Source organism: Phycisphaerae bacterium (genome assembly GCA_024102815.1).
Lineage (GTDB): Bacteria > Planctomycetota > Phycisphaerae > UBA1845 > UBA1845 > JAGFJJ01.
Genome location: JAGFJJ010000014.1, coordinates 1 through 24,003 on the forward strand (window position 1 = coordinate 1; position 24,003 = coordinate 24,003).

A 24,003-nucleotide genomic window follows, 5' to 3' on the forward strand; every position below is an offset into this window, starting at 1 on the left:
GCAGGCATCGCCGCCCAAGCCTGGAGGTCCAGGCGGCGGAGCAGCCCCGCCGGCCCGGCAGGCCGGGGCCTCGTCTGCCCCGCCCCAACGACCGCCGACAACGGCCCGGGCGCCGGTGTCGCGCGAAAAGATCGAGCAATTCAATACGCTGAAGATGAAGCTCCACCGGAAGCTCATCGATCAACTCGACCTGACGCGCATGGCCGGTGAGGAAGAGTCGCTTCGCGAGCAGGTCAAGGAACTCGTTTCGCACCTCGCCGACCAGGAAAACACGCTCCTCAACTTCAACGAGCGGCAACGCTTGATCAGCGAGGTACTGGACGAGACATTCGGGCTCGGACCGCTCGAAGTGCTGCTGGCCGACCCCACGATCAGCGACATTCTGGTCAACGGGCCCAAACAGGTGTTCGTCGAGAGACGCGGCAAGCTGGAGCTTACCGAAGTCCAGTTCCGCGACAATTCCCACCTGATGCACGTCATCGACAAGATCGTCAGCGCCGTTGGTCGGCGTTGTGACGAGACGTGCCCGCTGGTAGACGCCCGTTTGCCGGACGGCAGCCGCGTGAACGCGGTCATTCCGCCGCTGGCAATCGACGGTGCCTCGCTATCCATCCGCCGCTTCGGTGCCGACCCGCTCACCTGGGATGACTACCTGCGTTTCAAATCGTGCACGGAAGAGATTCGCGACTTTCTCCAAGCGTGTGTGATTTCACACTTGAACATCCTGGTGGTCGGCGGAACCGGTTCGGGAAAGACAACGCTGCTCAACAACCTGTCGTCGTTCATTCCCGTGTCGGACCGAATCGTGACCATCGAGGACGCTGCGGAATTGCAGCTCCGCCAGCCGCACATCGTGAGGCTGGAGACGCGGCCGGCCAACATCGAGGGAAAAGGACGGATAACGATCCGCGACCTGCTGATCAACAGCCTGCGTATGCGACCGGACCGCATCGTCGTCGGCGAGTGCCGCGGCGCGGAAACGTTGGACATGCTCCAGGCGATGAATACCGGTCACGACGGTTCACTGACGACGCTGCACGCCAACAGCACGCGCGACACGGTCGCCCGCGTGGAAACGATGGTCATGATGTCCGGTTTTGAACTGCCCATTCGAGCCATCCGCCAGCAGTTCGCCTCGGCCATCAACCTGATCATCAATGCCCAGCGTCTGACGGGGGGACCGCGAAAGATCATGAGTGTGACCGAAGTGACGGGCATGGAGGGCGATATCGTCACCATGCAAGATCTGTTCACGTTTGAACAGCTCGGAGTTGACGACAACGGTAAGGCATACGGCCAGTTCATCGCTACCGGCATTCGGCCTTCATTCCTGGAACGATTGAAATCATCGGGATGCGAGGTCAGCCCCGAGTTGTTCTCGCGCAGGGTGCTCATGACCGACGACGTGGCATAAAGGGCGCCGAAACGGGATACGATCTATGACCAGCCTAACGACTGCACCGCCCCTCTTACTCGCGGCCGCACCGACGGCGTTGGCGGCGACGAGCGACCTGCTGGTCCTCGCCCTGCCGGTGGTCGGTTCGATGCTGCTTTTCTACGGCATCTTTCAAGTAGTCGTGGAATCGCGAACATCCAATCGGAAGAAACTGCAGGACCGTCTGCGCGGCAAGAGCGTGCGTATCGAGAAGAGCGTGGATTCGATTCTCCGTCGGGGAGCGGCGGGCCAGTCCACGTCTTTTGCGGATGCGATTATTGGACGGCTCAGCTTCGTACCCAAGCTCCAGACAATGCTGGACCAAGCGGATATTCCGTGGTCGGCTTCTTCCTGCGTCGTCAACGTAGGCGCGGGCGCGCTGCTGGCGACCGTCGGCCTGATAGCCCTGTCCGTGAACCCGATCGCGGCGATCGGCACGGGACTCGCGATCGTCGTGCTCCCATTCCTGGTCCTCGGATTCCTGCGCCGCAAGCGTATGGCCAAACTGAATAATCAGCTTCCCGACGTGTTTGATATGATGGGTCAGGCGTTGCGTGCGGGCCATTCGCTGGCCGGAGCCATCCAGAACATCTACGAACAAATGCCCCCGCCCATTGCAACGGAATTCGCTCAGGTGTACCACGAGCAGAACCTCGGCGTGAAGATCGAGGACGCCCTTTTGTCCATGGCCAAGCGCGTGGACTCGCTGGACGTACGCTTTTTTGTCACGGCAGTCATGATCCAGCGGCAAACGGGCGGCGATCTGGCCGAAGTGCTTGACAAGATCAGCAGCGTGATACGCGAGCGTATTGAGCTCGCCGGACTCGTGCGGGGTCTCACCGCGGAAGGCCGGCTCTCCGGATGGGTGCTGTTTTGCCTGCCCGTCGCCGTGTTCCTCGCCACCATGTACATGAACCCCGACTACGGTCGCGTCCTGCTGGAGGACCCGCGCGGTCAGATGATGCTCATGCTCGCCGCCGGTATGCAGCTCATGGGCATCGCCATGATCCGCTGGATCGTGAATATCAAGGTCTAGGCACGACGGCAAGCGGCAGAAGTATCAGTTACTCCCCACGCCCTCGAGGCGGGGTCAAGAATGTGACGGAGTCTTCCCATGGATCTTTACCTGATCGGCGCCATGCTCGTGGTCGGCATTACGCTGGTAGTTTACGCCGTCTGGCCAAAGTCGTCGGACGCCGAAGACGCCATCAAGCGGCGCATGACGGGCAAGACGCAGCTTCAGAAGACGCTTGCGTCCACGCGCCAGCAGGCCAAGGAGTCCGTCGCCAAGAAGGTCATGCAGTCCGTCGCGCCCATTGCAATGCGCCCGGTCATGCCAACCAACAGCGAAGAGGTTTCCAAGCTGCGCATGAAGCTGGCCAGTGCAGGCTATCGGGGTGAGTCTGTCGTCACGAGTTTCTTGGCCAGCAAGACAATCATGGCCCTCGCCCTGGCAATCGCGGGAGGCGTTTGGGCATTCGGTCGAGGCGAACCGCTGGTCAAAGCGACGGGTATCATTCTCCTTGCCGCCGGCGCAGGGTTCATGGCTCCGAACTTCTGGCTTTCCATGGCCGTCAACAAGCGAAAAGACACGCTGCGCAAGGGCCTGCCCGACGTGTTGGATATGATGGTCATCTCGGTCGAATCGGGTTTGGGTCTCGATGCGGCCGTGCAACGCGTGGGTGACGAAATGCGCACGGTTCATCCGGCACTGGCCGAGGAATTGCAGCTCGTCACATTGGAATCGCAGATGGGCATTCCACGCAATGAGGCACTGGACAACTTTGCGGTCCGGTCCGGTCTGGAGGAGGCCCGCTCCCTGGTGGGCGTCGTCAACCAGGCCGAGCGCTTCGGCACGAGTATCTCGAATGCTCTGCGGCGACAGTCGGAGGCCTTACGGACCAAGCGTCGTCAGGCAGCGGAGGAAAAGGCGCAGAAAACGACCGTAAAGCTGATGTTGCCCCTGATTCTCTTCATCTTCCCCGCGATTCTTGTAGTATTGGCAGGACCGGCGGCGCTCAAGATGATTGAAACCCTGGGCAAGGATGTCTGACCCAGGCAGTTCCGGTCACGCCGAGACCGGCCCGACCCTACGCCGAAGTCTAGGGCCCCTATAGGTTATTCTCCGCGGGCTCGCACGCCGTTGCGAGCCCGCTTCATTCTTCGGACACCCTCCACTACAATTCCCGTTTTCAGCATTGCCCTGTGCGTTCGGAGTTGCCGTGCATGGCCCTTGATCCGCAACACAGGCCACGCCTGCGTCCCGTCGAGCCCTTCAATCTGGACGGAGAGGACGGACTCATCGCCCTGCGCGATCCGAGCGGAATTTCCCCAGTTGTACTTTCAATCTCCCCGGCCGCACTACAAATACTGGCATGTATGGATGGAGAACACACCTGCGAGGAGATCAGCGCGGCTTTCCATCGGGCGCTCGGCCAATCGCTCAACCAAGAGACTCTTGCCCGAATGATCCAGAACCTCGACGAGGCACTCTTGCTGGAGAGTCCCAGATTCGATGAGCACTATGATGCGGCGCTCGAAGCCTATCGATCCCGTGGCACCCGGGAGATGCCCCACGCATCTCAACTGGGAATCAATGATGCCAGCGGCGCGCTCTTTCGCGACGTGCTCAGCACGGCACCGGCAGCTGACGTGGCCGGAACGATTCAAGGCATTGTCGCGCCGCATCTCGATTATCCCCGAGGTGCCCCCTGCTACGCCGCCGCATACGGTGCACTTCGTGATCGAAATGCTCCTGACCGCGTGGTCATACTTGGGACAAACCACTTTGGCCGATCTACGTCCGTTGTCGCAACCGCCAGCGCCTTTTCCACGCCGCTGGGCACGACGCGCGTGGATGGCGATTTCCTGAATCGCTTGGAAGCACGCTGCGGTGATCTGCGCCGTTTTGAATTGGACCACGTTCGCGAGCATTCCATCGAGTTGCAGGTTCCTTGGTTACAATACCTTTTTGGCGCCGAGAATTTCACGATTGTGCCTTTGCTCTGCAGCGATCCCTGTGGCCCTACGGGTACAGCGCCTCGTGATGGAGACGGCGTCGACCTAGCGGAATTTGCTTGTGCACTGGAGTCGCTGATGGCCGAGGACGATCGCGACACGCTGGTGGTTGCGGGTGCCGATCTGAGCCACATCGGGGAGTCGTTCGGCGACCAACGCCGCCTGGGCTCCGCATGGCTAAATGAGGTGCGCAAGACGGACGAGGGAACGCTCACCGCCCTGCAAACCGGGGGTCCGAAGGCGATGGTGGAGGCCCTAAAACTGAATGACAACGCCACCCGAGTGTGCAGTGCGGGATGCATCTATGCACTGGCCGCGGCGCTTCCGCTCGCGCAATGCACGGTTCTCGGCTATCATCAGGCCGTAGACGAAGCAACGCAGACGTGCGTTACCTGCAGCGCAATGGTATTCACCGGCGAACGCGCATGACCGATTCCTCGCTGATGCATCGCATCCTCTCGGGCAAGGCCGGTGGATGGGCGGCGCCACTTCGAGGATTGCTCCGTGCTTTATCGGCCCCTTATGCATCCGTTGTCGAGTCGCGAAACCGCCGGTACGACCGTCGCGGACCATCCTTGTCGTTCCCTATTCCCGTTATCAGCGTCGGCAATATTACGGCGGGCGGAACGGGCAAGACGCCGCTGGTCATAGACATCGTTCAGCGGTTGGATTCGTTGGGGTGCTCGCCGACGGTCGTTTCTCGGGGCTACGGTGCCGCTGCGGGTCAGCCGAACGATGAGGAACTCGTGATTCGTCGAAATTGTCCGTCCGCAGTCTGCGTCGCAGACGCGAATCGCGCGGCCGGAATCCAGCTTGCGGTGGATCGCTTCGGTGCGGACGTGGTCGTCCTCGATGACGGCTTTCAACACCGCCGCGTACGGCGCGATCTGGATATTGTAACGATCGATGCGACATGCCCGTTCGGATACGGGCATGTCCTTCCCCGCGGGCTGCTGCGGGAGTCGCCTCGTAACTTGCACCGCGCCCAGCTCATCGTGGTCACTCGAACCGACATGATCAGCCGGAGTGAACACGAGTACCTGATGACCCGGCTGGAGGAATTCGCTCCGGATCGGCCGGTCATTCGGTGCCGCCATCGCGTCACAAGTTTTGAATTTTTGGATGGTCACCCTTGCGAATCTCCACCATCGAAGACACGAGCATTGCTCTTTGCCGGGATTGGCAACCCCCACGCCTTCGAAAGCACGGTTCGATCCCTGGGCATCAGCATCGTGGATTCCTGCTGGTTTCCTGACCACCATCGGTACCGCGCCAAGGACCTCGATCGGGTGCGTGCAAGCGCCCGTGGCGAATACGACGTAATCATCACAACAGAGAAGGACGCGGCAAAATTGTGCCGCCTGCCCGGCATCGATGGCAGTCGCGTCCGCGTCATGCGGATTGCGATCGACTTCGTCGGCGACGGGAGTACAATGCTGCAGTCGATGCTCGAGGACGCGATTCGAAAACGTCGTTCCGCCTCCGTTGATGCTTAGCAGAAGGTCAGACTCCTATGCCCCACTCGTACCGGCCGATCGACCTCTCGCAACTGCGGACGTACCCCGTTGAGCGAAGGCATCACAAGTCGACGGCACAAAGAACGGCCGGCCTGCCGCGTGTTGGTGCTTCGGCTGCTGACCTGATTGCCGCTTTCCCCGGCTATCTCGGCGCGGAGTCATTTCGAAAAGTCGTCGCGGCGATCGTCGACGCCGTTCGCCATGATCGCCCAGTGGTAGCCGCATTCGGAGCTCACGTCATCAAGGTGGGCTGCGGGCCCGTGCTCATCGACCTGATCCAGCGGGGTATCGTGCGGGCCATTGTCTGCAATGGTGCGTGCGCCATCCACGATGCAGAGCTGGCGCTCTTCGGTGAAACCAGCGAGGAAGTCGCCGAGACCATTCGCGACGGCCGGTTCGGAATGGTCAAGGAAACGATGGCGTTTTTCGATCAGGTCACCGCGCTGGTTGCCGAAAGCGGCGGCGGCCTCGGGGCGGCCGTCGGAGCCACTCTGGATCGGCACAATCCGCCGGCGGCTGCCGGCAGTGTCTTCCTGGCGGCCAAGCGCGCGGGGATCCCCGCTTGTGTGCATCTCGCCCTAGGAACCGACACGGTGCACGTTTCTCCGGGCGCAGACGGCGCCGCGTTGGGTCGGGCGACGATGTTCGATTTCCGCTTGGTCTGTGATATCGTGAGTGATCTCGGTGCCGCGGAAGCGGCACCGGTCGGCGGCGTGTGGCTGAACATCGGCTCGGCGGTCGTCCTGCCCGAAGTCTTTCTCAAGGCCGTGTCCGTCGCCCGCAATCTGGGGGCAAATCTGGATTGCATGACCACGGCCAATCTGGATATGATTCGCCATTATCGCCCGCACCAGAACGTCGTGACGCGACCTGTCCTGCCGGGGCGCGGGCACGACCTCGTGGGGCATCACGAGATTATGCTGCCGCTCCTTCGTCAGGCGGTAATCGAACAACTGGCCGCCGGAACTCAGGGATGAAGACACCGGCCGTCTTTCTCGACCGCGACGGTACCCTGATCGAGGATCGCCGCTACATTCGCGATCCCGACGACGTGACCCTTCTCCCCGGTGCGGCGGAGGCCGTCGCGCAACTCACCCGCGCGGGTTTCCGAGTCGTGCTTGTGTCCAACCAGTCCGGTCTCGCCCGGGGCCTGTTCAATGAAGATCAACTTGCCAAGGTGCACGCCCGATTTGAATCGCTCCTGGAAGAAGCCGGCGCACACCTCGATGGCGCCTACTACTGCCCATACCTCGATGGTCGCGAGGCCATCGTGGAACGCTACCGCCGCGACAGTGACCTGCGCAAACCGCGCCCGGGGATGCTGCTGCAGGCAGCAGAGGAATTGAACCTCGATTTGTCGCGGTCGTGGATGATTGGAGACTCGCCTCAGGATGTTCAGGCCGGGCGGCGGGCCGGATGCCGCACCATCCTGATCAGTAGCAACGGCCACGCAACGGAGCCGGCGGATGAGGACTTCGTGGCTCGTTCGATGCTGGAGGCGGCGGATATCGTCGGGCGGTGGGGCGAACCCAGCGCAATGGGCAAGTCCCTGAAGTCCGATCTGCACACGCTCCAAGTCGAAGCGCCGGCAACAGCAGTCCCACTCCTTCGCCACGCACAGGTACCGGCAAAAAAGCGCAGAGTGGTACACGAGGCAAAGGAACCTGCGGAAGATTCGCTGCTTTCGACTCCCGAAGGTGAATCGCGGTCACCTGAGCCTGAATACCCGGCCGATCTCAATCAGTCGCTCCGGGCGATTCACGATCTGCTGGAACGTGTCCACCGGGACCGCAGCCAGGATGACTTCTCTGTACTGCGCTTGATCGGGTCACTATTGCAGATGCTTGCGATTGTCGTCGCGGTGTGGGGACTGATGAGCTTGTTTGACGATCAGGGCAGCACGGCTACAGCGCGTTTCGTCCTGGCCTGCTTTTGCCAGCTTGCATCACTTAGCGCCTTCGCCATGGACCGCTTTCGGTGAGCCGGATGGCGAGATGGATGCCTCCCTGTGACCTAGCGAGCCTGAGCGCTTACCACCTTGCCATCGATCACCACGCCGATGCAATGTGACGTGTACTCGAACGGATCGCCATCGTATAACGCCATGTCGCCGTCCTTGTCGACTTCCAGTGATCCCACTCGGCCGGCGATTCCCAGAATCCGGGCGGCGTCAATGGTGATGGTGCCCAGCGCCTCCTCGAAGCTTAGCCCATTCCCGGCGGCGATGGCCGCCTCCAGGAGTACGACACGCGTCTTGGGAACATAGTCCTCATAGCCGCTCTGCATGGCCACGGGAATACCCGCATGGCGGAGCGTCGCCGCCGTTTCGAAACTCAGGTTCTTGCGGTCCCCCCACGCCCGGTACATTGGGGGGTGGACGATCACGGGAACTCCTGCAGCCTTGATGTCGTCCACCAGAAGGTAGCTCTCCGCCGCCGAGTCCAGCCAAATGCGGATATTGAACTCCTCCGCCAGACGCAGTGCGGAGGCAATATCCTGCGCCCGGTCAGCGCTGATCAACAGAGGAAGTTCTTTTTTGAGCACGCGCCCCAACGCTTCCAGTTTCAAGTCGCGCGCGGGATGCTTTTCCACATCGGGAAGATCCTGCTTGCGGAGGTAATCCTGGGCCTTGAGAAACTCTCCGCGGAGCATGGCCATTTGCTTGCCGCGCGTTCCCGGGGGCTTCTTGTCCTTCTTGAAGGAGCGCGGCCCGAGTGTCGCGGCGACCGCGGCCGTCGGCACCAGGACTGCTTCCTCGACCGTGTTGCCCACGGTCTTGGCAATCAGCGTTTGCCCGGATATAAGCTCGCCCGGCGCGTGCCCCGTGTGAACGGTCGTCACGCCGAAACTGCGGACCCACTCAATGAGCCGCTCCCGGGCGTTGTACGCATCAATCGCCCTCAATTCGGGCTGGATGGCATCAGATGACTCAAGCTGGTCCTGATCGTGATCGTAATTGAGAACCCCGCTGAGTCCGACGGTGGAGTGAGCATCGATAAGCCCCGGGGTAACGACCTTGGCGTCGAGAATCTTGACGCCGTCGGGAATCGTAACTTCCGACGCCGGCCCGACGGCGGCGATCTTGCCATCACGGACCACCACGACGCCATCGTCGATGGGCGGTCCGGCCATCGTGTAGACCCTCGCGCCGCGCACGGCGACCTGCGCCGCCGCAATCTCAACGCCGAGCACCGCAATTGCCAGCGTCGCTGTTACCAAACTCCCCCGCCACCATCGATCCGCAGCGTATTTTCGATTCATCTGTGTTTCCGTGGAGCGCCTTGCGCACTCGCATTTTTCTATCGCTTTTCGTTGGTCCGTGGTCCGAGCGCTTCCCAAACCGGGCTCTGCAGCGCGCCTTCGTGCCTTCCGCCTAATCCTGATGATCGAAGCAGCAGAAATAAGGCTCCTGATCATTGCCCGCACCATAGCCGCCGACGGCGTGGAGTCGATCGATCGGGTCGTCGCGGTCGAACACCTTCCGCCCATCGACCCACGTTTGAAGCACCTTGGAATAGACGCTGAGCGGATCCCCCGACAGGACCACGAAATCCGCGTCCTTTCCCGCGTCCAGGGATCCGATACGATCCCCAAGATCGAGAATCTCCGCCCCACTGAGTGTGAGGGCTCGCAGAGCGCCCGCGCGGGACATTCCTCCCCGAACGCCCAGTGCAGCCATGCGTGAAAAGATGCGCGAATCGGTGATCCAGTCGTCCGTATGGAAGGCGACCTTCACACCCGCCCTTTCCAGCACGCCGGCTGTCTCATAGGCAAGGTTGGCCGCTTCCAGCTTACCACCCGGGCTGTCCACGAGGATGACCGAGCACGGCACATTCGCCTCGGCAATTTCCTCGGCCACAAGTGCTCCTTCACTGACATGATGAAGGACGACACGAAACCCGAATTCCCTTGCGAGCCGCAGAACGGTAAGGATGTCATCGTGGCGGTGTGTGTGATAGTGGACGACGCGCTTACCCTCCAGCACTTCAACCAGACCCTCCAGGGCCAAGTCCCTTGAGGGCGTTTTTTCCGGGTCGCCGTCGGCGCGCGCAATCTTCTCGCGATATTCCACCGCCTTGATGAACTGCTGCCGCATCATCGCGGCTGACTTTCCTCGGGTTCCGGGAAATGGCGCGGCACGCATGGAATTGGTGCCGTTGGCCATTTTCATGCCGCCCATCGGCCGCCCTTGATCGTCCAGCCAGAACATATCCTCGATCCGATTCCCGCCGCGCATCTTCAGATAAGTCGTCTGCCCACTGAGCAGATGTCCGGAACCGGGCATGACGTTGATCGTCGTCAACCCACCAGCCACGACACGCCGATACCCCGCGTCGAGCGGATTGAGCGAATCGAAAATGCGAATGTCAGGATTGATAGGCGCGCTGGCATCTGCGCCGCCAATCCCACCGACGTGACTGTGGGTGCAAACCAGCCCCGGCATCAGCACCCTGCCCGAAACGTCCACCAACTCCGCATCAGGGGGTACGGACACTTCGGCGAGGGATCCAACCGACGCGATCTTCCCGTTTTGAACCACGAGCACGCCGCGCTCGATTTCGGGACCGCTGATGGGAATCAGCCTGGCCCCGCTGAGTGCGATCGGCTTATCTTGTGCCAGCGCGTCCGGCAAGAACGAGAGGAGGGTGATCAGCGCCGCAGCCGCGGTGAATATCGCGTTGCGGTGAGTGCGGTTGAACTTCGCCAAGCGTCAAGCTCCTTGGTTGTTTCGGTATCGTGGACCGGCGGATTGGACAATCCTAGTTGAACGTGCCGGTCATGCCAAGCGGCTCCAGCATGACTTCGTAGCTGAAATGGGAGGACGACGGCCAGGCGCAAGGAAAAACCCTCGCCGGATCTTCGACGAGGGTCTCCCGAACTGCTCTGTTACAAATCGATTCAGTTCATCATGCCGCGCTGCGGGGCAAACTCGTCCGTCTTCTTGTAACCCTCGGGAACAACCAGCGCAAACGCCTTGTCCTGCCATTCCGGGGCGATCTCGAGGTTGGTGATGGTCAACACCCACGAGCCCCTTTCGCCGTCCGGATTCTTGAACAATTGCTCGCGTTGTCGCGGGAGGTAATCCTTGTTCGAGAACCACCAAACCGCCTCCCCCCGCCCGCCGGCGTAAACCACATGCACGACGCTGCATTCCTGCCCATCGAACATCTCCTTGCGGAGAATTTCGGCGCTGTCCGAGTTGATCTCATCCGAGAAGGGCGTGGGATGGGCGAATTCCTGCATCACGATCGCTCTGGCGTTTTGTCCATCCGTTCCGACCACGCCGGGGTCGATGTCCGCATGGACTTTCTGCGACGTTGGATCGATCAGGTAAAACTCATCTCCGTCGAATCCAGTGGTGTATTCTGCAACTTCGGCCGATGGCGTTCGCTGAATCTTTGTTGTCACTTTCATCTTGTGTGCACCGCCCGCACTTTCGACCTTGGCCCCCAGCAGAACACGTCCCGAGGCTGAACCCATTCGCTCGGCCAGAAATCCGGTTGGCTTCCAGGTCGAATCGTATCGACAGGTTTCGACGGCTTTGGCGGCCGCATCGACCTTTTTCAGCAACTCCACCGCCTCCTGATGTTTGGCCTCGTCCCGCTGGACTTTGGGAGGCGCCTTTTCTTCCGGTGCATCCTGCGCGAACGCGACCGCAGGACCGATTAGGATCAAACCGAACGCAATGAGTGTTCTCACAGTCGAATTCCTCCTCTGGATGACTGCCGTCGCCCGTCCCCAAACCCGTACAAGGAACCGTGGCACAATAACAATGAGCGCTGCTTTTGGCCATTCTCACCTCACACGCAACTGTCGCAGAATGGCGAAACGCACTTGGCGCACTACGTTCAACTACGCAATTGGGGTGCCTCTTCCCGCCGATCCGGCGAAGTCTGTCGAAATGTGTCGGCGGCCCGACGCAAGACACCTGGCCACGGAGAGTCCGCAAGCCAATGCCGGACAATGGCTTACGGATGACTTGGGGCGAGCACGACGACGGAACCAACGACTTTGACCGGGTGAAATCCGGCGACCTCAGCCTCGTGCAGGAACAGTTCTGTCTCGCCTTCCATGACGATCTTGTCCCAGCGATCGGAACGATCGAGGACAACGACGTACGGGATCGGCATCGCACCCAGCCGGGCGCGTGGGGCCGGCCAGACCATGCGGTAGTCCGTGAAATGCGCGGCCATGCGCTCCGTGGCGATAACGCCGTACTGATCGTCAGGAAACGTCTCCCGCACCCATTCCACAGCGTCCAATCGGGGATCTCGAGAATTGAGGCGGGAGTCGGCCTCGTAGATTCGTTGAGCCTGCGATGCCGGTGAAATACCCATGACGAAGTGGAACAGTCCAATGGATACGAGAAGCGCAACGGGCGGCGCCAGATCCACGCGGCGAGAGATGGAGGTGAGACCCGGAATACTTCCTTCCCCCGTACCCGACAATCCTTCGCGGGCATTTCGCGCCCCGGCATCGCCTTCAAGATCGGGCATTATCTCCAAGGGACCTCCGCTTTCCCTGGAAGAACCGGAACTCGCACCGCGATACTGTCGGTTCGTAACGCCAATAACCGCCGCTGCGTACAACACGGGCAGAACCGAGCTCTGGTGCCAATATTTGATGTTCAGGTAGTCCCGCTGCTGAAGCAGCAGCACGAGCAGCAGGGTCGGAATCGCCGCCACGATCAGTCGACGTCCACCGACCAGACCCGGTAGCAACGGAACCATCAACGCAAGCAGGTAGTAAAGAACGCGCGCTCGAGTCAGCCGCTCGAACAAACCCGAGACGGGCAAATCTCCGAACAATTGTAGCCGCGAATACTCAGCTTCCCGAGCAAAGGCTGGTATCACCCAACCGGCCATCAGCGCGAGGTACGCTACGGAAACCGCCATGATGATCAGCCCGTCGCGACGCCGTGGCGTGAACAAAACCAGTGTAAGGCCCCATCCGAACGCGACACCGCAAACGGTCTCTTCGCACAGCACCGCCGCCGCGAGACAGACATGTGAAAGAAACCACCGGCCGCGCAATCCCAGCGATAACGCGAACGCCAGCCAAGGGACCGCAAGATAAATCGACTGGAAGCCATACGTGTTCGAATAAGGCAACCGTGTCACCGATGGGAGGCAGAGCCATCCAACGGCTACGATCAGTCCGACCAGGCGTGATCCACTTCGATCTCGGCCCAACGTATAAAAGGCAACGGCCGCCAGGTTCAGCGCAAGCGGGCCAACGAACATCAGGAAGAGCGGGCTACGCAAAAGGGCGTAAAATGGCACGAGCAGGTAGAACATCCACACCGCATGGTAACCCAGGCGGGTATCGGCAAATCGCTCCGGTCCGACGTCCTTCCAGGGCAGACAATGCTCCAGTTCCGTCGTGAAGAAGCCGAAGTCCGCGTACCCCAGCAGGAAGTGCTCCCAGAAATGGGCCTGCTCCAGGGCGTGCCACACGGTGGCGAGGACGATGAGACCGGCCAGGGACCAGGCGGCGATGCGCTCAGGCAGTGGCAGGACGGGGAACACTCCGTCCAAACCACGAACGCACCATGCCAACGCGGTGACAACCAGGCAAAATGTGAGAAAAGTGGGTGGTTCCCCGTATAGCCACGCGGCGCCAACCAGAAAGGCGCCGACCGCGCAAATCAGCCTTAGCCAGGTTTCGTAAGCGGTGTGCCGTCGATCAGCTACCTCGACAGAAACACCCTCCTTGGGCCGGCGCGCGAAGTTCGCAGCGAGGAAGGTAACGGCAACGACGGTCAGAGCTGGAATCAAGAGTGAGGTGATCAGCCACGGGGCACGGACATACTCCGCCTCGTAGTTGACGGGGTTCATCAGCACGCGGCGAAATGCGAAGAGCGTCGCTCCAAGCGCCGCCAGCGTCAGAAATCCGATCGCGATGCGTAGCGCGCGAGAAGTGGTTGCAGGGTTGGCGGTTGGCGATCGAACCACGGCAGCAGGGTCGGGTCCGGACGTTAACGCGTCAAGTCCGCCCTGGCCATGAGAAGACGGCGTAGCGGACTCGGGTCTCGCTACGCCGTCTGGGTTTTGCTTCGAATGGGAGGCGTTGCCGCCTCCTTCATCCGTCCCTTACGGGGTCGGACATGCTTGCAACGTCTGCCCGCTCCACTGCGTATAGACGCCGCCTCCGTTGAGCAGGTCGATCGCCCGCGTTACGTCAAGCTCGTTGGGCATGGTCGAACGGTTTGCGTCCGTCGCAAAGATCGGCTGCACGGCCATCCCATCGAGCGAATCGAGCAACGCGATGATATCCGCCGCATTGGACGTAAGGTTTCCGTCGACGTCACCCGGCAGGAACCCGAAGCACTTTTCGGTGTTCGAGGCCGTGTGCTTGATGCAGGTCCAGTGTTTCGCGGGGATGGGACCGGCAAGAGTGACCGTCCCGGTGGTACCCGCACCGCTGTAGCTCTGGATCGCCGGCGGTGTCACATCGTTGGGCACCACCCGTCGGGTGAAGTTGCTGGCCAGCAGCGTGCCGGCATTGCAGGTCCCGTTGAACGTAAGAGTAAATGCACTCACACCCTGGGCCGGTGCCGCGCTGTTCACGTCGGAGGTCTGCCGCGCGTCAATCTCGCAGTTCGGCGGGTCCATGGACATGATCATACATGTCGCGCCACCTTCGCACTGCCCATTCGCCGGATTGCACGTCGTCGGCGGGAGGCACAGCTTCGGCTGCTTGAAAACGCACACGCCTGCAGTGCACTCATCGATTGTGCAGAGATTGCTGTCGCGATCGCAGGCCGTTCCGTTCGGCTGCTGGCTTACGATCTGGCAAACCCCGCCGATACACTGCTGCGTCGTGCACTGGTCCGAGTTGCAAACCACGCCTTCGCACGCGTTGAAATTGATGGACACGCCCTCCAGGTTCGGGCCGGGAAACGGGATAATGTTCTCGTCCGTGGCAAACGTAGACAGCGGATCGTTCTCCATCAGCAGGTTGACCGTGCCACGCATGACGTCCTCGGCTGTCAGCAGAATCGACCCCATGTACCGGCGCGTCGTGGGCGAATTATCAATGGCTCCACCGCCGGCCGCCGTCACCGTACCCGTAATCTCCGTGGCCTGCCCAAGCACCGCAGTCGCGGTCGTTGCGAGCATGCCCGCATAGACCCAGTCCGTTCTGACCAGGTCGATGAACGCGAGCGCTTGACTGTTGCACATGTTCGTAGCCGCGTTGCAGATGCCGATCTGCGCACAGGTACAGGAGCTGGTGGACGAATACCCCGGAGCACAGGCACAGTTGGGTACAGGCACCTGAGGGTTGGTGTAGTTGCAATCTGCCGGAACACAGGCGATCTCCGCCACGTTGAACTTACCGGTCGGACTCGTTCCACCGCCCGCGACGTACGTCGCAGGGTCCATTCTCCACTGGAACGAACCAAGTAACGGATGCGGATCGCAGGTATCGTCCACACAAATGCCCAAGCCGCGGGCTGCGCAGAATTCGGAGTCCGGGCAGGCGACCGTGACGTTCCCGCTGCAATGCTTGGCCGTGCACGAGCCCGGCGTCACCGTCGAGCAGGCGTCGCCGTTCTCGCAGATGCCGGTCGTTACGGTCGAGTCCCAGTTGCGCACGAAGGCGTCGACTTTGATCATGTCGCCCGGCGAAATGTCGCCGTCGGCCTCACTGAGCGTCGTTGCATTGGTGCACTTTGACCCGACGCAGGTACTGTTGCCCGGGCACTGTGCATTGGACGTGCAAGAGATATTTCGAAGAACCTGTCCGTTGATCGCCGCGATCTCCAAAGAGAAGACCGGCGTCTGGGCCATCGCACTGGCCGAAAGCAGCGCCACTGCACCGCCAGCAAGCCCCCACATCCTGAAACTCTTGTTCATCGGACCCATCCCCTTCACTTGGATTCTTGCCCGGATCAGCTCGACCCGCGCGGTTACCTTACCCGGTCAGACCCTCTAATTGAGATTCGAACCCCCGGGGCAGGACCAAAGGCCCATGCGCCGGAGAGGTTGTGCCTGCACTTCCTCCAACACGTTAGTTTGGATATTGATCCCCCAACGAGAATGACTTCCTCCGCTCCTTACGGGTCGGCCCTGCGCAACGCGCCTCGATTCCCTCAGCCCGGCGTTTACCGGAGAGAATCACCCCAATGCACTCCCCGGGTTGAACCCCGAGACCCCCACCGACAGCCGCACCGGCCGCCGATAGGCCACTCCGGGAATGCCATGACGCGCCGCAGGATGCCGGACCCACCAAATCTCGTGGATTCCGACAAACCCGTACGAAGCGCCCATTATAGGGCGGCTGGTAGGCCGTGTCCAGCACGGAGAGCGGTCCACAGCCGGCCAGTCGCACCCGACCCGGAGCGCCGGAGCGACCTGTCCTTACCCCATCGTAGGCACCGGGAGGGTGCAGAATCGAGCTGAAGCGTGCTTCGGGACAGTGTCCGAGAATTGCCTCAAATCGTGCTTGCCAGCGCGATTCCGGGACAGCACGAATCGGATGCAAAAGCCAACAGGACCGATACTTGGCTCCGCTGCCATCGTCCGCGTCAGACTCGTTAAGGAATTGTTAAGGAACGTGGCGGATTGATTTCGCAGATTCCCGAGCTCTCCGGGCGTCCGCATCACCAACCGCATGGCGAGCGTTCAAGCCGATTCCGACTGCGCCCATTCCAAACGGGGCGCGTCGCCCCAAAGTAGCTCCAGGTCATAATAGTCACGGTAGGGTCGGGCGAAGAGATGGAGAACGACGTCTACGTAATCCAAGACGATCCAAACGGCGTTCTCGTGACCGCAGTACCCGTAAGGACGTTGCCCCAGCCGCCGACCATATTCGATGACGCGTTCCGCAATCGACCGCATCTGCCGATCTGAAGTGCCCGTGGCAATGACCGCAAAGTCGGTCACGGCCGCAATCCCCCGCAAATCGAAAGCCACCACGTCCTCGGCCTTGTTGTCGTGGGCGATGCGGGCCACCTCAATGGCGAATCTCAGCGCGTCCGTTTGTGCCACGTCGGGAGCTTATTCGATCGGCCGCAGGACTTCCAGTCCAAATCGGAATGATCCACCGTGAGCACTCATGTTCCCGCACCCGCACCCCTTCCGGCCTTCCCGTTACGCCTGACGGAACCCGCAGTCGGCTCGCCTGACTGGCGTTGCCGGCGACCAACGCGAATGCACTGCGTCAGGATCCCTGCGGCGATCAGGAACGCGCCGACGGCCTGCATGCCGAAGTTGAGGTTGCGGTAATCAACGCCCCCGGCGCGAATCGCCAGAAGCCCACCGACGAGCAGCACCAGGGCGACCGTGTGAATCCACCGTCGCGACTGCCCGTGCAACAACAGGTACCAGAGCACGGCAACCAGGATCAGTTCGCGAAGCAACGGAAACACGCCAATCCCGTAGCCGATCGACCGCCCAAGCTGCGCCAGGGCGCCCGGCTGAAGCTTGATACCCTCCGGCGTCGCGACGACCGCCTTCCTCTTGCCCGGCCCCATCGTCTCGCCCTGCGGCGTCTTCACCCAGACATGCGTGAAGTCCGTGACGATCTGGGCGTCGTAGCCGAGCCGGGCCAACAGCGACGCCGCCAAGACCGCCCGGCCATCGCAGTCCTCCCGCCCCTTGGCGAGAATCTCGGTGACCGTGGGGATATAGTCGGCCGCGCCCCAGGTGTTCCAGTCCCAATCGTATGGGACCTTCTCGTACACGAAGCGTTCGACGACCCCAAGGACCTGGTGCGGATCGGTCACGTTTTCCAGTCGCGGACGAAGCTCCTCAACCAGGGGCTCCAGCCCGGGATTGTCCGGCTCCACCAGCGCCTGCGGCGAACGCCACCGCGCTGCATGACGAACAAACTGATCGGGGTATGGAAAGCAGACCAGAAAGAGTGCCACCAGAAAGAGCAGACCCTTCAAAGGCAACCGCAGCAACGGACGCAGCCGATTGAGGAAGAGAATTCGCGGGGCTCTGGCGGGACGAAGCTTACTCATAGCTGGCGGTCGAGGCGCCGATACTGGATGGCTTCCATCACATCTTCGGCACGAATGTCTGCGCGATCGGCCAGGTCCGCGATGGTCCGGCTCACGCGCAGAATCTTATCGTGCGCTCGGGCGGAGAGTCCAAGCTCGTTAATGGCCTGCCGCAGCACGGACTCCGCCGCGGCATCGAGCACGCAGGTCGCGCGAACCTGCCGCCCACTCATCCGGCCGTTAGTCAGGGTCGAGTCGCCCTCGAAACGTCTCCGTTGCCGTTCCCGGGCGCGATGGACCTGTTCGATCATCGAAGAGGACGGCGTACCGTCGCGCGAGCTGCGCAGCTCGGCGAATGTCACGGCCGGCACCTCGAGATGGATGTCGATGCGGTCGATGAGCGGCCCACTCACACGGCTCACGTAACGCTCGATCTGGAGCGGGCTGCATTTGCACGGCTTGCGCGGGTCGCCGAAGTACCCGCAAGGGCAGGGGTTCATGGCGGCCACCAATAAGAAAGACGCAGGGAATCGCGTCGTATTGTGGGCGCGGGCGATGGTAATGTCACCGTCTTCGAGCGGCTGGCGCAACGCTTCCAGCGCCGTTCGGGAGAACTCTGGAAATTCGTCGAGAAAGAGCACGCCGTGATGGGCCAGCGAAACCTCTCCCGGCTTGGGCACCGACCCCCCGCCGACCAGCGCCGGAGTGCTCGCGGAATGGTGCGGTGCGCGAACTGGCCGCGTTGCCAGCAGCGCAATGCGAGGTCGAAGCTCGCCCGCTACGGAGTGAATCCGCGTCGTCTCCACGGACTCCGCCAGCGTGAGCGGCGGAAGAATCGTCGGGATCCGCTTCGCCAGCATGGTCTTGCCCGAACCCGGCGGACCGATCATCAGCACGTTGTGCCGCCCGGCCGCGGCGATGATCAGCGCCCGCTTGACGTGCTCCTGCCCGCGAACGTCGGCGAAATCGCAGTCGTAGGTGCGCGCCGAAGCGAGGATCGCGCTCAGGTCCACGGCCACGGGTTCGATGGGGAGCTGGCCGGAGAGGAAACCGATCGCCTCCGTGAGCGAGCCGACGGGAATCACCTCGATCCCTTCGACGACTGCAGCCTCCGGGGCGTTCTCCACCGGAAGCAGAATGCCACGGTGTTCTCGCTTGGCCGCGAGCATCGCCGCCGAGAGTGCTCCGCGAATCGGCCGGACGCGACCGTCGAGAGCCAACTCGCCGGCGATGATGTATTCGTGCGTACTGTCGCTGGCGAAGCTGCCCCCCGCCAGGCAGATGCCCACGGCCATGGGCAGGTCGTAGATCGGCCCTTCCTTGCGGATGTCGGCCGGGGCGAGGTTGATCACCGTGCGGTGGCGGGGAAAGTCGAAGCCGGAGTTGGCCATGGCGCTGCGGACGCGCTCGACGCTCTCCTTGACGGCCGCGTCGGGCAGGCCGACGACCGTGGGATCACCCATCCCCCGCCGGGCGACGTCCACCTCGATCTCCACGGGAATGGCGTCGATGCCCTCGAAGGCGATGCTCTGAAGACGGGTGATCATGGGCGAGGATTATACACGGAGAGGACGGAAGCGGGGATGGGAAGCAGAGTGAGGCAACCGAACCATCTTCTGAGCCGCAGGCTTTAGCCTGCGCGAACGCAGGAAGCGAGAACTGAATCCGAAACCGCGGTCATGACTTCGTCGATGCCCCGCACTCCGGACAGGTGCCTGAGACATTGCCCTGAAGATCATAGGCGCAATTGAGGCAAAGGCCGCGCCGCCGACGAATGTACCGTCGAGCTCGAAACATCAAAATGCTCAAGCCTGGATAGAGCGCCGCGACAATCGCGGTCGCCCGCAGGTCAACCAGAACATCACATCGCCGGTACGCGCTCGGCTGCCAGTACCACGAAACGCACACGCCCGGAAACGCAATAGTTCTGTACCCGTCGTTCGCGATCACGAAACCGAAGCCAAATCCCGCTGGAATGGGCACGTAATAGCCGAACGCTGCACGCATCGGACCACCCATGACTTTCGAACGATTGCTCTCGTAGTACCAGCGCACTCCACCGCCTCGAAGCTCGACCCACTGCGCGCCCTTGTTCCACACCTGACTGACGTGAATCGGATGCCAAAAAGAAACCATGTACGCCAACGCGAGAAGAATGGATGTAAACGCGAAAACGGCTTTGATTCTGGCTCGCATCGCTGCGCAACCTCAGGATTCAATGGGACGGCCAAGCACTCGGGCACGTCATCGCCTGCCCTCTATTGTAGCACGGTCGACCTTGGGTTCCTCCCGCGTCGCGGTCTCCGGCGGGCAGGATTCACGGCCGGCGACCCGCTGCATCCGCGTTCCGCATTCACCATTCCGCATTCGCCGGCACAGCTCACCCTCATCCCATCGCCCCGTTGGATATCGCAAAGATATGATGTACATCGACGGCGGCGCCGGGTTCACCCCAGACCATTCGCAGGCACGGCGGCCGCTGCACAAATCCCCTGCGGGCCAGCAATTCGATCGCGGCTAAGTTGCTCTCCGGCACAGCCGCAACTATCGCCTGTGTTCCAAAGGCATCGATCGCCGTTTCAAGTAGCAGGTCGGCCGTCGCCGCGTCCCATGCCACACATGGCCCGATGCGAACTCCCAGCGTCGACGGCTGTGTGATGAGGTACCCGCGAAGTACGTCGTCGGATTCGACCTTCCACGCTTCGGGGGCGCTCGCCAGAAGTTTGCTCAAAAGGCTCGATCGGTCGTCGCCGAAGAACGGCCCATCGAACGCGACAACGGCTTCCAGGTCGCTTGCGAAGAGTCGTTTCACAGCCTCGGGGCAGCCCGAGGTGGGTGAATCGATGCGTCGCGGCGTTGGGCCGATTGAGGTCACCGCAGCGCCTGGACGGAAGAACCGCGGCGAGACGAACTCATCCACGAAGCCCAGCCGCCGGTAGAGGGGGATTCCCGCCGGATCGGCCTCCAGTCGCAGCGTGCGAACGCCGCGGCCGGTCTGGTGTTCCATGGCCCGCTCCATGAGCATCGCACCGACCCCCCGCCCGCGATATTCCGGTACGACGATCAGATTGCCGATCCAGGCGGTCTCGTCGTGCCGCAGCGTGGTAATCATGCCCACGGCTCGCCTGTCTGCCTCGGCAATGAACGCACCCTGCGGCTCGAGTTCAAGCGTTGTCCGAAATAGCTCAGCCGTGGCGTCCCAGCCCTCCCGGCCGGTCTGGACGAGGGCGAAGCCAATATCGCCGGATGTGAAATGACGGATGTCGGCGGCGGTCATGGTCGGCCATGCTGGATCGCCTCGACTTGGAAATCAAGTCAGAAGGTCGCCGGAAGGCGAGTTTGCTAGCCCGCCAAGCGCCCCCCTACAGCAGCGAGAAGTACGTCCCGCAGGCCAGGTCGAAGCCGGCGTCGGACATCACGGCCGAGTCGCCGTGGTAGCGGGCCTGGTTGACCAGTTGCAGTATCAGGTCGCGCGGATGGCAGCAGCGGAAGGAGCGATTATTTGCCCGGTAATGCTTCTCAATCAGACGATCGACACACCCCTCGTCATAAGGCACCTCGAATGTCGCCGCGGTCATTTGCAGAAGAGCGCGGAACTCTTCCTCGTTGGGGTCGGGCACGTTGATCTTGTAAGGAATTCGCCGCAGGAACGCATCGTCGACGAGCTCACGCGGCTCAAGGTTGGTGGAGAAGACGATGAGCTGATCGAACGGCACCTGCAACTTCTTTCCGCTGTGCATCGTGAGGTAGTCGATGCGCTTTTCGAGCGGAACAATCCAGCGGTTGAGCAGTTCGATGGGAGGCACGCGTTGCCGGCCGAAGTCGTCGATCACCAGCGTGCCGCAGTTGCTCTTGAGCTGAATGGGCGGCTCGGTGATCTTCGTGAAGTGGTTGTAGCGAAGCTCCAGGGAATCGAGTGTAAGCTCTCCACCGACAACGATCGTCGGGCGACGGATCTTCAGCCACCTCGGATCGTGCGCTCGCCCCTTGATCAGCGAAGGCCGGTGCGCCGGATCAGGCTCGTGGCACTGGGGATCGAACAAGAGGACGATTTCGCCCTCGACCAAGATCGTTCGGGGAATCCAGATCTGTGTACCGAAGCAGCGCGTGATTCGCTCTGCGATGCTGGTCTTGCCGTTGCCCGGATTGCCGAAGAGGAACAACCCACGGCCGGAATTCACGGCCGGTCCGAGCTGCTCCATGATCTCTTCGCGAATGAGCAGTTCCCCAAACGCCTGTCGCAGGTCGCCCGGGCCCGGCTGCTCGCCCAATATGCTTTGCGCCTGTACGGATTCGACATAGCGAGCAAATGGAACCGGTGCCGGACCGGCGTACGTACACTCCTCGAGATAGCGGTTCGCCCGTTCGCGCCCGCTCTCCGTAAGCACATACTGAAAGTCGCCCATCGAGGCCGATCCCTTGTAGACCACGAACTGCCGACTTTTCAGCGAGTTGAGCAACTCAATCGTCGACTTGACCGGGAGGCACAGATCACGCGACATGCCTCGACCGGTGTTCGCGCCCACCGCAAACAGGTGCTTGAGAACCAGCGACTCGACAAGTGCGTCCGATAACCCCGCCTGTTCGAACGTCTCCGGCTCCTCGGGGAAGAACGTGGGTAATTCCAACGCCGGAGCCTCTGGTGCGTCCGTATCCGCTCCGGCCGGCGATTTCGATCCCTGGGCAACGGCCTGGGCCAAAATTCCTGCCCGGTCCGCCAGCGCCGCACTGGATGCCTCTTGGGAGAATTGTTCGCTCATGCTCAACGTCCCTTTTCAGTTGTGCACCCTTATCGGTCGTCGATGGCCGCAGCCAACCCTTGTGATTGGATCGACCAGCGGCAGGACGGGCATGAGGAGTCAGGAATGGACTCGATAAATCACGGAATGGCACAGACCGTGCGCGGATCGCAACGCGGGGCGATCATGCCCCACGCGTATGCGATTCGATCACCAAAGGACGGTCGCCCGGATTGCCGGAAAGGTCAGTACGAGAGTCCGTTCTTGCGAATGTGCACGTACGGGCGCTCCGATCCCTGGGAGGCAGCGGCCGTGACCTCGGCAATGCACACGTCGTGATCTCCGGCGGTGACCATTTGGCGAACATTGCAAGCCAGATGAGCCACGCACGATGTGATCAGCGGGCCGTAATCCGACGGCGCCACGTCCAGGCCGGCGAAGGAATCCTCTTCGGCCGAGAACCCTTTGGCGAAGTGCTTGAACATCGGCGCCGGATCCGGACCGATGACATTGAGCACGAACCGCCCGCTGCCGCGGACCAGCTCCGCCGCAGGCCGCCCGTGCTTGATGCACGCCGTGATCATCGGGGGCTCGAACGCCGCTTGCTGGACCCACGAAACCAGCAATCCGTTGGATTTCCCACTGTGTTGGGTGGTGAGGACAAAGCAGCCACTGGCGACACGCCCGACGGCCGCCCCGATGGTATCGAGTTCGTTGGATAACTGGATGGTCTTCATGAGGTTCACCTTTTCTTGCATTGGCAGGATCGTACGCATCGCCCTGCATTTCAACAAGGGCCGCGCGTTGCCTGCGATTTCCACGCCTGCTAGCATCCGCCCAACACTCAATAGCCCCGGATGCGGTTGGCGGAGACGCACCGGCGGCCCACGGAGAAATGGCAGAACTTCGCCGGAGAGGACCGCATCGTGCGCGCAGCCGCCGACGAACAGCTTTCGGCCTTCCTGGCCAACAAACCCGGCATGATTGCCGGGCTCTGCCAGCAACTCTCGGACGCAGGCGTGACCATCCGCGCCATGGCCGTTCTGGACACCGTGGACATCGGCACAGTGCGTATGGTCGTGGATAACGTAGAGGCGGCCAAGGAAGCCCTGAACCACGCCGGGGCCGCGTACGTATCGGTCCCCGTTATCTGCATTCCCATACCCAACCGCCCGGGTGGCTTCGGAGCAATCGCCCGATGCCTTGGCCGGCGTGACATCAACATCGACTATTTCTACGCTACGTCCGGCATCGAGGGCGGGTTCGCCCTGGGAGTGTTTCGCGTTTCAGACCGCGATCGCGCCTTGGAGATTGACTTCCCCGAGTAGATGGGACCCCGCCAAG

General features: G+C 61.7%; 20 protein-coding genes. 8 read left to right on the forward strand and 12 right to left on the reverse strand.

Annotation, left to right across the window (positions count from 1 at the left end; all coding sequences use genetic code 11):
* Positions 1 to 154 precede the first annotated feature (154 nt).
* From J5J06_04125 to J5J06_04155, 7 genes are all read left to right on the forward strand, one after another.
* Entirely contained in the window at positions 155 to 1,414 is a 1,260-nt protein-coding gene (locus tag J5J06_04125) for a CpaF family protein (GenBank protein ID MCO6436256.1), read from the forward strand.
* A 25-nt stretch (positions 1,415 to 1,439) separates the two neighbouring features.
* The gene (locus J5J06_04130) at positions 1,440 to 2,471 is read left to right on the forward strand and encodes a type II secretion system F family protein (protein MCO6436257.1); all 1,032 of its coding nucleotides are present in this window, start codon (positions 1,440 to 1,442) and stop codon (positions 2,469 to 2,471) included.
* A gap of 78 nt (positions 2,472 to 2,549) precedes the next feature.
* A complete protein-coding gene (locus J5J06_04135) occupies positions 2,550 to 3,488 on the forward strand; it encodes a type II secretion system F family protein (protein MCO6436258.1) in 939 nt (312 codons plus the stop codon).
* A gap of 173 nt (positions 3,489 to 3,661) precedes the next feature.
* A complete protein-coding gene (amrB, locus tag J5J06_04140; protein MCO6436259.1) occupies positions 3,662 to 4,882 on the forward strand; it encodes an AmmeMemoRadiSam system protein B in 1,221 nt (406 codons plus the stop codon).
* Positions 4,879 to 5,949, forward strand: coding sequence for a tetraacyldisaccharide 4'-kinase (gene lpxK / locus J5J06_04145; protein ID MCO6436260.1), 1,071 nt, complete (start codon positions 4,879 to 4,881; stop codon positions 5,947 to 5,949). The genes amrB and lpxK overlap by 4 nt, the downstream gene beginning before the upstream one ends.
* A 17-nt stretch (positions 5,950 to 5,966) precedes the next feature.
* Positions 5,967 to 6,947: a hypothetical protein gene (locus tag J5J06_04150; protein MCO6436261.1), complete on the forward strand. Its 981-nt coding sequence runs from the start codon at positions 5,967 to 5,969 to the stop codon at positions 6,945 to 6,947.
* Positions 6,944 to 7,951 carry an HAD family hydrolase gene (locus J5J06_04155; GenBank protein MCO6436262.1) on the forward strand — a complete coding sequence of 336 codons (1,008 nt, stop codon included), beginning with the start codon at positions 6,944 to 6,946 and terminating at the stop codon, positions 7,949 to 7,951. Before J5J06_04150 ends, J5J06_04155 begins: the two co-directional genes overlap by 4 nt.
* A 32-nt stretch (positions 7,952 to 7,983) precedes the next feature.
* Here the strand turns inward: J5J06_04155 and J5J06_04160 are convergent, their stop codons facing one another.
* The 12 genes from J5J06_04160 to J5J06_04215 all read right to left on the reverse strand — a co-directional run bounded on the left by J5J06_04160 (position 7,984) and on the right by J5J06_04215 (position 23,417).
* On the reverse strand, positions 7,984 to 9,231 hold the full coding sequence (locus tag J5J06_04160) for an amidohydrolase family protein (protein MCO6436263.1): 1,248 nt from the start codon (positions 9,229 to 9,231) through the stop codon (positions 7,984 to 7,986).
* A 112-nt stretch (positions 9,232 to 9,343) separates the two neighbouring features.
* A complete protein-coding gene (locus J5J06_04165; GenBank protein ID MCO6436264.1) occupies positions 9,344 to 10,624 on the reverse strand; it encodes an amidohydrolase family protein in 1,281 nt (426 codons plus the stop codon).
* 245 nt (positions 10,625 to 10,869) lie between these two features.
* Complete coding sequence (locus J5J06_04170) at positions 10,870 to 11,670, reverse strand: hypothetical protein (protein ID MCO6436265.1); 801 nt, start codon at positions 11,668 to 11,670, stop codon at positions 10,870 to 10,872.
* Positions 11,671 to 11,939: 269 nt separating this feature from the next.
* Positions 11,940 to 13,925, reverse strand: coding sequence for a DUF2079 domain-containing protein (locus J5J06_04175; protein ID MCO6436266.1), 1,986 nt, complete (start codon positions 13,923 to 13,925; stop codon positions 11,940 to 11,942).
* Between the two features lie 138 nt (positions 13,926 to 14,063).
* Positions 14,064 to 15,830: a hypothetical protein gene (locus tag J5J06_04180; GenBank protein MCO6436267.1), complete on the reverse strand. Its 1,767-nt coding sequence runs from the start codon at positions 15,828 to 15,830 to the stop codon at positions 14,064 to 14,066.
* Positions 15,831 to 16,598: 768 nt separating this feature from the next.
* Positions 16,599 to 16,964: a ribosome silencing factor gene (gene rsfS / locus J5J06_04185; GenBank protein MCO6436268.1), complete on the reverse strand. Its 366-nt coding sequence runs from the start codon at positions 16,962 to 16,964 to the stop codon at positions 16,599 to 16,601.
* A 65-nt stretch (positions 16,965 to 17,029) separates the two neighbouring features.
* Entirely contained in the window at positions 17,030 to 17,941 is a 912-nt protein-coding gene (locus tag J5J06_04190; protein ID MCO6436269.1) for a transglutaminase domain-containing protein, read from the reverse strand.
* Complete coding sequence (locus J5J06_04195) at positions 17,938 to 19,467, reverse strand: YifB family Mg chelatase-like AAA ATPase (GenBank protein MCO6436270.1); 1,530 nt, start codon at positions 19,465 to 19,467, stop codon at positions 17,938 to 17,940. The genes J5J06_04190 and J5J06_04195 overlap by 4 nt, the downstream gene beginning before the upstream one ends.
* Before the next feature lie 130 nt (positions 19,468 to 19,597).
* The gene (locus J5J06_04200; GenBank protein ID MCO6436271.1) at positions 19,598 to 20,116 is read right to left on the reverse strand and encodes a hypothetical protein; all 519 of its coding nucleotides are present in this window, start codon (positions 20,114 to 20,116) and stop codon (positions 19,598 to 19,600) included.
* Between the two features lie 190 nt (positions 20,117 to 20,306).
* A complete protein-coding gene (locus J5J06_04205; protein ID MCO6436272.1) occupies positions 20,307 to 21,197 on the reverse strand; it encodes a GNAT family N-acetyltransferase in 891 nt (296 codons plus the stop codon).
* Between the two features lie 85 nt (positions 21,198 to 21,282).
* The gene (locus J5J06_04210; GenBank protein MCO6436273.1) at positions 21,283 to 22,680 is read right to left on the reverse strand and encodes an AAA family ATPase; all 1,398 of its coding nucleotides are present in this window, start codon (positions 22,678 to 22,680) and stop codon (positions 21,283 to 21,285) included.
* A gap of 224 nt (positions 22,681 to 22,904) precedes the next feature.
* Positions 22,905 to 23,417, reverse strand: coding sequence for a flavin reductase (locus J5J06_04215; protein MCO6436274.1), 513 nt, complete (start codon positions 23,415 to 23,417; stop codon positions 22,905 to 22,907).
* A 105-nt stretch (positions 23,418 to 23,522) separates the two neighbouring features.
* On the opposite strand from J5J06_04215, the gene J5J06_04220 reads away from it, so the two are divergent.
* Complete coding sequence (locus tag J5J06_04220) at positions 23,523 to 23,987, forward strand: amino acid-binding protein (protein ID MCO6436275.1); 465 nt, start codon at positions 23,523 to 23,525, stop codon at positions 23,985 to 23,987.
* Positions 23,988 to 24,003: the final 16 nt, after the last annotated feature.